General features: G+C 62.8%; 4 protein-coding genes. All 4 read left to right on the forward strand.

Going from position 1 to position 13,169, the window contains the following annotated elements:
• Positions 1–69: 69 nt before the first annotated feature.
• Positions 70–1,089 carry a LacI family DNA-binding transcriptional regulator gene (locus BCR55_RS21425; RefSeq protein WP_065495865.1) on the forward strand — a complete coding sequence of 340 codons (1,020 nt, stop codon included), beginning with the start codon at positions 70–72 and terminating at the stop codon, positions 1,087–1,089.
• 283 nt (positions 1,090–1,372) lie between these two features.
• Complete coding sequence (locus tag BCR55_RS21430; RefSeq protein ID WP_175403839.1) at positions 1,373–10,555, forward strand: hemagglutinin repeat-containing protein; 9,183 nt, start codon at positions 1,373–1,375, stop codon at positions 10,553–10,555.
• Between the two features lie 433 nt (positions 10,556–10,988).
• Positions 10,989–11,252: a hypothetical protein gene (locus BCR55_RS32675; protein WP_139094072.1), complete on the forward strand. Its 264-nt coding sequence runs from the start codon at positions 10,989–10,991 to the stop codon at positions 11,250–11,252.
• 150 nt (positions 11,253–11,402) lie between these two features.
• A complete protein-coding gene (locus tag BCR55_RS21435; protein ID WP_065495872.1) occupies positions 11,403–13,142 on the forward strand; it encodes a ShlB/FhaC/HecB family hemolysin secretion/activation protein in 1,740 nt (579 codons plus the stop codon).
• The last annotated feature ends 27 nt before the right edge of the window (positions 13,143–13,169 follow it).

Below are 13,169 nucleotides of genomic sequence, written 5' to 3' on the forward strand. Positions count from 1 at the left end.
TGCGACGATAGTGCGCCGCTTCGCACGGCGAAGCAAATACTGGATGGGCTTCTCAGATAGTGAGCAAACATGGCGACTCTCGATGAAGTGGCGCGCCGTGCGGGCGTGACGGCCGCGACGGTGTCGAACGTGCTGCGCGGCCGCGGGCGCGTCGGCGATGCGACGCGCGCGCGCGTGCTGGAGGCCGTGCAGACGCTCGGCTATCGGCCGCATCTTGCCGCGCGGGCGCTCGCGGAAGGGCGCGCCCCGACGGTCGCGCTGATGGTATCGAGCATCGCGAACCCGTTCTATCCCGAGTTCGCGCTCGCGGTCGAGCGCGCGGTGCGGCGCAACGGGCAGTTTCTGATCGTCTGCAATACCAACGACGATCCTGCGCAGGGGCGCGCGTATCTGGACCAGATCGCCGGCACGGTGTCCGAAGGCATCCTCGTGACGAACGCGAGCCATCTGCCGGACCTGCTCGACGTGACGCGGCGCGGCGTGCCGGTCGTGCTGTGCATGTGGGAACGGCCCGATGCGCTGCCGGAAGGTTTGCCGTGCGTCGCGGTCGATTTCCGCGAGGCGGGGCGGATCGCGACGCGGCATCTGCTCGAACTCGGGCACCGGCGGATCGGCGCGATCGTCGGCGGTTGCGCCGGCGGCGTGCAGGCGGCGCGTTACGACGGGTTCGCGGATGTGATGCGCGAAGCGGGGCTCGACGCGTCGATCGTCGCGGCCGAGCCCGATTCGATCGAAGGCGGGCTGCGCGCGGCGGGGCGATTGCTCGATGCGCATCCGGATCTCACCGCGCTGCTCGCGACCAACGATCTGCCGGCGATCGGCGCGCTGCATGCGGCTGCCGATCGCGGGCTGCGCGTGCCGGACGATCTGTCGATCATCGGCATCACCGACATCCAGCTCGCGCGCGATACGCGTCCGACGCTGACGACGGTCGCGATCCCGACCGCCGAGGCGGCGGGACTTGCGGTGGAGCTGCTCAATGCGCTGCGCGAGGCCGGCGGGCAGGTCGACGATGCGGCGCGCGTCAGGACGGCATCGGCGCCGCGGCTCGTGGTGCGCGGCACGACGGGCGTGGTGGCGACGCGGTGAATGGGCGCCTGGAAGGCGTGAGCGGGCCGTGCGCTGAATCGCGTTTTTTGTCTGTGGCGAGGATCGGTTGCCGGTTGGTGTGACACGGCTTATTTGCGCGTTCTTCACTGCGACGTGCTGCTCGATGCGAGACATGACGTCTTCGAGTCAATTAGACACGTTCGAAATTCAAAATTTGTGTTTTTCCGCCAACGACTTGGTAATGATTGACAGTAATTCGAAAGGTTTTCGGTAAGCTCCGTTCCGGGTGACCAACGAACGGACGCAGGCCGCGTCGGCGAGAATGAACAAGAATACGCATCGCCTGGTGTATTCCAGGCTTCGCGGTATGGTGGTGGCCGTCGCGGAGACAGCGACGGCCGACGGGAAGTCGGCAACGGGTGAAGCACGCGCGCGGCGGCGCTCGTCGATGTCCGGCGCTCGCGTCGTTGTGGCAGGCGTTGCCGTATTCGGCATGCTGCCGACTCTGTCCGGTGCGCAGATCGTCGCGACGCCGGGTACCAGCACACAGGTGATCCAGACGCCGAACGGCCTGCCGCAGGTCAACGTGGCGCGTCCCTCCAGTGCAGGCGTATCGGTCAACACCTACAACCAGTTCGACGTCCAAAAGGCCGGCGCGATCCTGAACAACTCGGCCACGATGGTTCAGACGCAGCAGGCGGGCTGGATCAACGGCAACCCGAATTACGGCGCCGGGCAGGCCGCGCGGATCATCGTCAATCAGGTCAACAGTCCGAACCCTTCCCAGATCCGCGGCACGGTCGAGATCGCCGGCGCCCGCGCCGAGCTTGTGCTCGCCAACCCGTCCGGGGTTTTTGTCGACGGCGGCGGTTTTCTCAATACCAGCCGCGCGACCTTGACGACTGGCGTGCCGTACTACGGCGCCGATGGTTCGCTCGCCGGCTACAACGTCAACCGCGGGCTCGTGACCGTCGCGGGCGCCGGCCTGAACGCAACCGGTACCGATCAGGTGGACCTGATCGCCCGCGCGGTCCAGGCCAATTCCGCCATCTATGCGAAGAACCTGAACGTGATCGCAGGCGCCGCCCGCGTCAATCACGACACGCTTGCCGCGACGCCGATCGCCGGCGACGGCCCGGCTCCGTCGGTCGCGATCGATGTGAGTCAGCTAGGGGGTATGTATGCCGATCGGATATTCCTCGCGTCGAACGAGTTTGGTGTGGGCGTCGCCAACGCCGGCACGATCGCGGCGCAGGCAGGCGATCTGACGCTGCAGTCGAATGGCCGACTCGTCCTCACCGGCAAGACCACGGCAAGCGGCAATGTGGCGCTGTCGGCCTCGGGTGGCATCGAGAACAGCGGCACGACCTACGCGCAGCAATCGCTGTCGGCGAGCACGGCCGCCGATCTCACGAACAGCGGCACGCTCGCGGCGCAGCAAAATACAACGGTCAACGCTGGCAGCGTCAACTCCACCGGCACGCTCGGCGCCGGCGTGAACAACGACGGTTCCGTCACGCACGGCGGCGACCTGAACCTGACGGCGTCGGGCCAGCTGACCGCGACCGGCCAGAATGTGGCGGGCGGCAATGCGTCGCTGACGGGCGGCAGCGTGAATCTCGCCGGCAGCCGGACGGCGACGAACGGCAATCTGTCGCTGAACGCGACGGCCGGCGACGTGAACCTGTCGAACGCGACGACGAGCGCGCAGGGTGCCATTCAGGCGAACGCATCGGGCACCGTGATCAACGATCACGGCAGCCTGTCGGGCGGCGGCGGCATGACGTTGACTGGCGGCAATCTGTCGAACCAGAGTGGCAAGGTTTCATCGCAGGGGCCGTTGTCAGTCAACGTGGCTGGCCAGATCGCCAACCAGTCCGGGGAACTGATCTCCGAAAGCGCGGCTGACGTGCGTGGCGGCACCATCGCGAACAACCGGGGCACCCTCCAGAGCGCGGCCGGCATGACGGTGGCCGGCACGTCGCTGGACAACACGGCGGGTCGCATCACGTCGCTCAATGGCGACGGCCTGTCGGTGACAACGAGCGGCCAATTGACCAATGCGGCGGGTACCACCGCGAACGGCGCGCAAGGCGGCGTTATCGGCGGCAACGGCGATGTGTCGATCCAAGGCGCAAACGTTGTCAATCGCGGCGCGATCACATCCAACACGAATCTGCGGGTATCGGGTCAGTCGGTCGACAACGGCAGCGGCACGCTGCAGGCTGCGCAAAAGGTGGCTGTCGATGCGGGCGCGCGCCTCATCAACAACGGCGGCTCGATCGTCGGTCAGACGGCCGCGCTGACTGGCACGACCCTCGACAATCGCGCGGGTGCCGTACAGGCCAACCAGGTTTCGTTGAACGCGACCGATCTTGTGAACCACGGCGGCGCGATCACGCAGACCGGGGCCGGCGCGATGAGCGTGAACGTGTCGGGCACGCTCGACAACTCGAATGGCGGCACGCTGCAAACCAACAGTACTGATCTGACATTTTCCCCTGCCGCGCTCGTCAACGATGGCGGCACGATTACGCATGCGGGCAACGGCACGCTGACGCTCGGCGGCGGTGCGCGGTCGGTATCGAACGTGGGCGGCGCGATCGCCAGCAACGGGCGCGTCGTCGCGCAAACCGGCGCGCTGAACAACACGTCGGGATCGATCAACGCGCAGAACGGACTGACGGCAACCGTCGCCGGCACGCTGAACAACGCGAACGGCAAGCTGTTGTCGAACACGGATCTGAGCGTCAGCAGCGGTACGCTGGCGAACAACGGCGGCCAGATCGGCGCGGGCACGAACGCGACGATCCATACCGGCTCGATGACGAACCAGGGCGGTTCGATCGTCGCGCCGAACCTGTCGGTCATAGCCGATTCAACGCTGGACAACCGCGGCGGCAAGCTCGAGGCGAATCAGCTTGCGCTGACGGCAGCGAACCTCGTGAACCACGGCGGTACGATCACGCAGTATGGATCCTCGGCGATGGGGATGAACGTCAGCGGCACGCTCGACAACTCGGCTGCCGGCGTGATTCAGACCAACGCCACTGACCTGACGCTCACGCCGGCCGAGCTTAACAACGCGGGCGGCACCATTACGCATGCCGGCACCGGCACGCTGACGATTGCGCCGGGCGATGGCGCCAGCGCGCTCGACAACGCGTCGGGCACCATCGTGACGAAGGGGCAAGCGATCGTCAACGCGGCGTCCTGGAATAACGCGAGCGGTATCCTCGCCGCGCAGCGCGGCATCGACGCGACGATTGCGGGCGACGTGAACAATGCGCAGGGCTTGCTGCGATCGGATGCATCGCTGTCGTTGAAGAGTGGCGGCGCTCTGTCAAACCGAGGCGGCCACATCCAGGCGGGGCAATCGGTTGCGGACGACACCAGCACGCTCACCATTCAATCGGCCTCGATCGACAACGCGGACGGCGCCATTGTCGACCTCGGCGCGGGCAAGATGACGGTGCGAGGCGGCAGCCGGATCGCGAACAGCCGCGCCGGCGGCGTAGCGGGCATGGGTGCGATTACCGGCAACGGCGATGTGACGGTCAGCGCAGCGTCGATCAGTAACACGCAGGGCGGTCAGCTCAGCGGCGCGTCGCTGCATATTCAAGGTAACACCCTGGACAACAGCGGCGGCACGATCGGCAATGTCACGAATTCAAACGGCGACGTCAACGTGACGATGAGCGGCGCCATCACGAATACGAACGGCCAGATCAACTCGACGCACGACCTGTCGGTCGTGGCGGCGACGCTGCAGGGTGGCGGCACGTACAGCGCAACGCATGATGCGAACGTGAACTTGCAGGGAGATTACACGGCGGCATCCGACACGCAGTTCAACGTCGGTCACAACCTCGCCTTCACGCTGCCCGGCACCTTCACGAACAGCGCGAACCTGCGGTCGGTCAACAACCTCAGCGTCAACGCTGGGAACATCTTCAACGTCGGTGCGTTGACGGCTGGCGGCCTGCTGCACACGCAATCGACCAACCTGACCAATACCGGCGCGCTCGTCGGCGCCAGCGTATCGCTCAACGCGACGAATGCGATCTCGAACCTCGGCCCGACCGCGCTGATCGGTGCATCCGACAGCAACGGCACGCTCGAAATCCTCGCACACGACATCGAAAACCGCGATGACACGACCGCGACCGATTCGATGGCGACGACCGCCATCGTCGGCATGGGCAAGGTCGTGCTGGCAGGCGGCAAGGACGCGAGCGGCAATTACACGAACGCGGGGCTCGTCAACAACGTCTCGGCGCTGATCCAGTCCGAAGGCGACATGGAATTGCATACGGACAAGATGACGAGCACGCGCCGCGTGATGAAGACGTCCACCAGCCAGATCGATCCCGCATTGCTCGCGCAGTTCGGCATCAGCATGTCCGGGTGCGTGGCGATCCACATGGAAGCCTGCTCGGGTCGGGACGTCGGCAAGGTCGACCTGAGCAAGCCCGAAGTGCGCGACCTTTTCCTCGATTTCGTGGGTGGGGTGCCGACCGACCCGCCGCATAGCGGGCAGTGGAACAGCAGCTATCAGAAGACGACCTACTACGCGGACAGCGCGACGGCAACGACGGTAACGGACATCAGCCCGGCCGCCCAGATCGTGTCGGGTGGCAAGATCGATGCATCGTCGGTCGGTACGCTGCAAAACTACTGGAGCAACATCGCGGCCGTGGGCGACATCGAGATACCGGGGCACTACGACGCGGACGGCTGGGCGGCGTCGGGGCAGAAGCTGCCGGGCGTGACGGTCTCCTACTCGGGCCAGTATCACTACAACAACTACGACAACACCGAACACGACTGGCGGTTGCCGTTCGGCAACGCGCCGTTCGTCGGCAGCCGCCCGGGCGGCTATACGCAGGCGGCACCGGCATCGATCAAGGATTACACGCTGCCCGGTTACTTCTCGACGATGAGTTCGAACGGCACGATTTCGGGTACGGGTGTCAGCGTCAGCAACACGGCCGGTAGCGCATCGATTCCACCGCTTGGCTTGCTGCCGGGACAGTCGGTGCCGGGGCTCATGCCGACCAACCTGAGCGGTAACGCGAGCGGAGTGAAGTCGGATGCATCGTCGGTGCACGGCGGTCCGCCGGCGCCGGTCGATCCGATCATCGCCAGCACGACGGCGCTGAACGTGCTGAACAATCTGGCGATTCCGCAAGGCGGGCTGTTCAAGCCGACCACTGCGCCGAATGCGAACTACGTGATCGAGACGAACCCGGCATTCACGAACCAGAAGAACTTCATTTCGAGCGACTACTTCTTCGGCCAGCTCGGCGTCGATCTCACGCATATTCCGAAGCGGCTCGGCGACGGTTTCTATGAACAGCAGTTGGTGCGCAATCAGGTGACGGCGCTGACCGGCAAGGCCGTGTTGGGGCCGTACGCCGACCTGCAGACGATGTACCAATCATTGATGACGGCCGGCGCGGATCTGTCGAAGTCGCTCGATCTGCCGATGGGCGCAAGCCTGTCGGCCGAGCAGGTGTCGAAGCTGACCGGCAACGTGATCATGATGGAAACCCGCGTGGTGGATGGCCAGTCGGTGCTCGTGCCGGTCGTGTATCTCGCGCAGGCGAACCGGCAGAATGTGAACGGCCCGCTGATCAGCGCGACGAATATCGATCTCAAGAACGCGCAGTCGTTCACGAACAGCGGCACGATCAAGGCGGACAACACGCTGGCCATCCAGGGCAAGCAGATCGACAACGCGTTCGGCGCGCTGCAAAGCGGCGGGCTGATGTCGCTGAAGACGGAGAACAATATCGACCTGACGTCGGCGAACGTGAAGGCCGGTAGTCTGCAGCTCGACGCCGGCAAGGACCTGATTCTCGATACGGCGACGAAGACGAACACACGCGTGAGCCGTGACGGTGCGACGAGCGTAGTGACGACGCTCGGGCCGACGGCGAAGCTCAATGTCACGGGCGACGCATCGATCGTCACGGGCGGCAACTTCCAGCAGAACGCAGGCAACCTGTCGGTCGGCGGCAATCTCGGCATGAACGTCGGCGGCAACTGGGATCTCGGTGCGGTGCAGACCGGCGAGCACAAGATCGTGCAGCGGGCGAACGGCGTGTCGAATACCGATATCAACAAGGTCACCGGAAGCTCTGTGACGGTCGGCGGGCAGTCGAACGTCGTTGTGAGCGGCGATCTGACGGCCAAGGGCGCGCAGATCGACCTCGGGCAGGGTGGCACGCTCGCTGCCAAGGGCAACGTGACGCTCGGCGCGGCGAGCACGACGTCGACGGTAAACAGCAACAGCTCGGGTAGCGACAGTCACGGTAGCTACGCGGATAGCCTGCACACGTCGGATCAGGCGCTCACAGGCACGGCGCTCAAGGGCGGCGACACGGTGAATATCGTGTCGGGCAAGGACATCACGCTCTCCGGCAGCGCGATCAGCCTCGACAAGGGTAACGCGAACCTGCTGGCGGCAGGCGATGTGAATGTCGGCGCGGTAACCGAAACGCATGAATTCAACTCGCACGAAACGCACAGCCATAGCAATGTGCTGAGCGGCGTGAAGGTGGCGAGCGGGGTCGATCAGACGATGACGCTCAATCGCGGCAGTCTGGTGTCGGCGGACGGCGTGAACATCGTCAGTGGAAAGGACGTCAATGTTCAGGGCAGCACCATCGTCGGAACGAATGATGTAACGCTCACGGCCGCGCGCAACGTGACCGTGACGACGTCGCAGGACACCTTGCAGTCTTCGAGCTACTACAACAAGAAGGAATCCGGGCTGATGTCGGGCGGGGGACTGGCGGTGTCAGTGGGCAGCAGTTCGCTGAAGACTGCCAGCCAGACGACCGAGGTGTCGAACAACGGCAGCACAATCGGTTCGCTGAAGGGCAACCTGAGCATCACGGCTGGCAACGATTTGCACCTGACCGGCAGCGACCTGATAGCAGCGAAGAATCTCAGTGGCACAGGCGCGAACGTGACGATCGACTCCGCGCAGGACACGAACCGCCGCGGCGAGACGCAGGAGGTCTCGAAGAGCGGCCTGACGCTGGCACTGAAGGCACCGGTGATCGACGCGGTGTCGAACGCCGTTGGTCAATCGCGTGCGTCCGGCAATAGCCAGGATGGCCGGGCAGCGGCGTTGCACGGGATGGCCGCGGCGAGCGCCGCGTGGGATGCGAACGTGGCTGCGGGCGATGTGGTCCGGGCGTTGGGAGCGGGTGAAACGCCCCAGTTCAAGGTCGAAATCAGCGTCGGCAGCAGTCACAGCAAGAGCGCGTTCTCCGAGGACAGCGTGACGAATCGCGGCTCGAATGTGAATGCAGGCGGGACGGTGGCGTTTGCGGCAACCGGCAACGGTCAGGCTGGCAGCGGCAATGTGACGATCGCCGGCTCGAACGTGAACGCGAACGATGTGATCCTGGCCGCGAAGAATCAGGTCAATGTCGTCAACACGACAGACACCGACTCGACGCGTAGTACGAATGAATCGAAGAGCGCGAGCGTGGGCGTATCGGTCGGGACCGGCGGGTTCGGTGTTTCCGCGGCGATGTCGAAGGCGAACGGCGACGGCAACAGCGATCTGGCCATGCAGAACAACAGCCATGTAACCGCCGCAAACAATGTGACGATCATCTCCGGCGGCGATACGAACATCATCGGCTCGAACGTGAAGGGTAATCAGGTGAACGCCGACGTGGGCGGGAATCTGAACATCGTCAGCGTGCAGGACACGCTGACGAGCGCGGTGCATCAGTCGAGTTCGGGTGGCGGCTTCAGCATCAGCCAAGGTGGCGCCAGCGCGAGCTTCAGCCAGAGCAAGGGCAATGCGTCGGGCAGTTATGCGGGCGTCAACGAGCAAGCCGGAATTCATGCGGGCGATGGCGGCTTCAATATCAACGTCACCCGCAATACCGACCTGAAGGGCGGGCTGATCGCGAGCGACGCGGCTGCGTCGAAGAATTCGCTGACGACAGGCTCGCTGTCCTTCTCGGACGTTCAGAACCAGTCACATTACGATGCGAGCTCGAGCGGCTTCAGTGCGGGTGCGACGACCGGCGACGGCGGGATGAACTACAGCGCGCACGGCAGCACGTCGGGCAAAAATACGGGTGGCGCCGCGCCCATGCTCGGCCAGAACGACAGCGGCAGCGATAGCGCGACGACGAAGAGCGGCGTGAGTGCGGGGACGGTGACGATCACGGATTCGGCAAACCAGAAGCAGGATGTGGCCAGCTTGAATCGCGATACGACGAACACGAACGGGACGGTCGCCAAACTTCCGGACATGCAGAACCTGCTGGCCAACCAGTCGGACATGATGGCGGCGGCCAGCGCGGCTGGCGAAGCGGTATCGCGCCGAATCGGGGACTACGCGGACAAGATGATGAAAGATGCTGCAGCCAATGGCGACCAGGCCGGTGTGGACGCATGGAAGGAAGGCGGAGCGAACCGTGCGCTGATGCAAGGTGCGGGTGCGGCGCTGGTAACGGGGTTGGCGGGCGGCAACGCGGTCGGTGGCGCAGCTGGCGCGGCGATTGCATCGATCGCGTCGGGCAAGCTGAACGAACTGAGCAGCGCGATCGCAGGCAGCGATCCGACCGGCAACGCCAACATAAATCAGGCGCTGGGCAACATTGTGGCGAACGCGCTTGCGACGGGGGCCGGCGGCGTCGTGGGTGGTGAATCGGGGGCGTTCTCGGGATATAACGTTGATCGGTTCAATCGACAGTTGCACGACAATGAAAAGAAAGCAATTGCCGAGAAGGCCGGGAAGGACAAGGCGGAGCAAGAGAAGCTGACGCGCGCAGCGTGCTATGCGGTGAAGTGTTGGGCAGAATACCCGGAAGGGAGCGCGGAGCGGAACAAGAACTTCGTGAGTGAAGTTGAGGTGGCTTCGCTGGGTCCGGAGCTGGATTGGGTAAATCGGCAAAAGGAAGCGGGTTTGTTCGATTACACACCGATGCAGAAGGTTGGCGATGCGTTGAGGAACGATCCGGTTGGAGTCGCGAAGGATACCGCTAAGGTCGTTGTTGGTGGTCTGACGGTAAAGACGGGCGCGGGACTTTGTGCAAGCGGTCTCGGTTGTACTCTCGGCGGTGGAGGAATAATCGTTTTTGGATTGGGTGATATGGCAGAAGGTGCGGATGGTCTTTACAACCGTTACAACGGAACTAGTTCACCTGGTGTGAATCCTGCGCGGTATGGGTTTAATGAGGCATTGCCCGCTGGTTGGGGGAATGTTGTATATGACGGGTTGAATTTGGTAGCTGCGATTGCGGCGCTGAAAGCGCCAGTCCCGCTCAAGATGGGTAATGCTGATGGTCTGAATCGTCCGGGATCCATGTTTGATGTGACCGTACCGCGTATCAATAACAATACCTTGATTCCATTCATTAACCAAGCGGCACCATACGGCACGACGCAGGGCATTTTGCTGTTTGGTGTTGGTTCGAAGGGAGCAACGGTCATCAATGATGTTCACCGCGCAGGAGAGCAGAAATGAATTGGCGGCGGCTCTATGCGACAGCTCAAATATGGCTCATGGTTTGCTTGGTTTCGATTTTTAGTACAGGATGCTATACGGTCGTTTTGATTGGTATTTGTCGGAAACTGATGGGGCTGAGCGATGGCGTCTCTGCATTTTCTATAGGCCTTCCATTCTTTATTGTTTTTCTCGTTTTACACATTCGATTTTTGCCGAAGCCGTTGCGTAAGGCCGGGATGTTGAGCGATGATCCATCGAAATTCGGCCCGTGGTTCAAGTCTGAGAGTAAAAGCTAAAACGGCGGTCCCGGCGCATACCGGGCTCCGTGTTTATGCAAACTTCGCGCCTTCGACTTGAGTATGGTCGATTAGTAGCTGAGATTTTTATCCCTACAATCTCGCTCCTGTCGGCGGTGTTGCCAGTGCTGAAAGCGGCACGAAAGCGATAAACGATGCCAAATCTCGGATTGGGAAATGAAGAAATACTTAGATTGATTGCTTTATATTTGGCTGCTTTCTTGCTGTCGTTTCTGTGCTTTGTCTCCATAAAGGCATTCGTAATGATTTTTGTGGCCTATTTTTATGGTGGCGGTTTCTTGTGGGCGAGCAACGATACGAGATTCGTTTTAGTGAATGGTGTTCTGTTGGGGCTTGTTTTTTTGCGTTTTCGCAACGGTGGCTTTTGTGCGAAAAAATGGTTCGTGATGCCGTTGTGAAATCCTATTCAATCGGCATTTGCGCGATGTTGTTGTGTATATCAATCGGGTCGGGCCGGGATGAAGATTGCACGCAAATCGATTGGAAGTGATGCGTTGATAGCAGGTACGTTTCAGCCCTAGTACACGATCGCATATCTAGAAAAACATATGAAAACTATTCGCCGGGGGAATTCTGCTGCGGCAGCACTGCTGTTTATCGCGACCAGTGTGTCAGCGCAGGAAGCGCCGCGCCTGACCGTTCCGGGCAACGACCAGCAATCCCGACAGCAAGAAGAGGCACGTGAGCGCGAGCGAGCCGTCTCCGCGCCCGGGGTACGATCGAACGTGACGGCCAGCTCAGGGTATCCAGCGCTGCCGTCCGAAACACCGTGCTTTCGCATTGACCGTTTCGCCCTCGACGTACCCGATGCGCTGCCTGCTTCCCTGAAATCGCAAGGCGCATCGGCCTTGCCGATGGATCGCTTCGCCTTCGCGCGCGAATGGCTCGAGCACTACACTGGCCAGTGCATCGGCAAACAGGGGCTCGACATGCTCGTCAAGGGCTTGTCGCAAGCGATCCTGGCGCGCGGATACGTCACGACGCGCGTGCTGCTGCCCGAACAGGATCTGTCGACCGGCACCCTCAAGTTTTCGCTGATCCCCGGCGTGATCCGCCGCGTGCGCTTCGCCGGCGACAAGCTCCGCGGCACCTGGAAAACCGCCTTCCCGACGCGCGACGGCGACCTGCTGAACCTGCGCGACCTCGAACAAGGCCTCGAACAAATGAAACGCGTATCGAGCCAAGACGTGTCGATGCAGATCATTCCGGCCGACGTGCCCGGCGAAAGCGACGTCGTGCTCGACGTGAAGCGCGGCAAGCCGTGGTCGGTCGTTGCATCCGTAGACAACTCCGGCACACGCGCGACCGGCAAGCTGCAGGGCAACCTCTCGCTCGGCATCGACAACCCGCTCGGCTTGAACGACATCTTCAACGTCGGCGTGAGTCAGGATCTCGAACTGGGCGACAAGCGCCTCGGCTCGCACGGCTGGAACGGCTTCTACTCGATCCCGTGGGGCTACTGGACCGCCACGCTTTCGGCCTACACGAGCACGTACTACCAGCAGATCGCCGGCGTGAACCAGACGTTCATCGCGAGCGGCAATTCGAAGACGGTCGACTTCAAGCTGAACCGCGTGCTGTCGCGTAGCCAGAACGACGTGTTCGGCGCGCAGTTCCGGCTGTCGCGCCGCTTCGGTCAAAGCTTCATCGAAGACACAGAGATCCCGCAGCAGCGCCGCAACAACACGTTCGTCGAGTTCGGCCTGACCGATCGCCACTACTTCGGCAACGCGCAGTTCGACGGCACGCTCGCGTACCGGCAGGGCATCGGCGCATTCGGCGCGCAGGACGACATGCTGGCAGCCGATGGCGGCCCGACCTACCGCTACAAGATGGCGGTGCTCGATGCGAACCTGTCGGTGCCGTTCACGATCGCGCAGCAGCCGTTCCGGTACGTCACAACGTTCCACGGCCAGTACACCGGCAACACGCTCTACTACATCGACGACCTGACGATCGGCAGCCGTTACACGGTACGCGGCTTCGACGGCGAGACGATGCTGGCGGCTTCTCGCGGTTTCTACTGGCGCAACGAGCTTCAGGCACCGATCGGGCAGACGGGAATGGCGATCTACGGGGGGCTCGACTATGGCCGAGTGTGGGGCCCGCAGCCGGTCGTGCTGGTCGGCACACAACTGGCAGGCGCGGTAATCGGCATGAAGGGCAGCGTCGCCACGCGTTTCGGCGCCTACGGCTACGACCTGTTTGCCGGCACGCCGCTCTACAAGCCGTCCGGTTTCCCGACGGCGCGCGTGACGATCGCTTTCCAGGCCTCGGCACAGTTTTGACGAGAGTGCCGGCGCACCAGGATGCGC

The sequence above is a fragment of the Burkholderia sp. CCA53 genome (assembly GCF_001685525.1).
Classification (GTDB): domain Bacteria; phylum Pseudomonadota; class Gammaproteobacteria; order Burkholderiales; family Burkholderiaceae; genus Burkholderia; species Burkholderia multivorans.

What these genes read in the sequence shown, in the direction of transcription:
- BCR55_RS21425 (WP_065495865.1), top strand. Translation starts at nt 70, where the DNA reads ATGGCGACTCTCGATGAAGTGGCGCGCCGTGCGGGCGTGACGGCCGCG.
- BCR55_RS21430 (WP_175403839.1), top strand. Translation starts at nt 1,373, where the DNA reads ATGAACAAGAATACGCATCGCCTGGTGTATTCCAGGCTTCGCGGTATG.
- BCR55_RS32675 (WP_139094072.1), top strand. Translation starts at nt 10,989, where the DNA reads ATGCCAAATCTCGGATTGGGAAATGAAGAAATACTTAGATTGATTGCT.
- BCR55_RS21435 (WP_065495872.1), top strand. Translation starts at nt 11,403, where the DNA reads ATGAAAACTATTCGCCGGGGGAATTCTGCTGCGGCAGCACTGCTGTTT.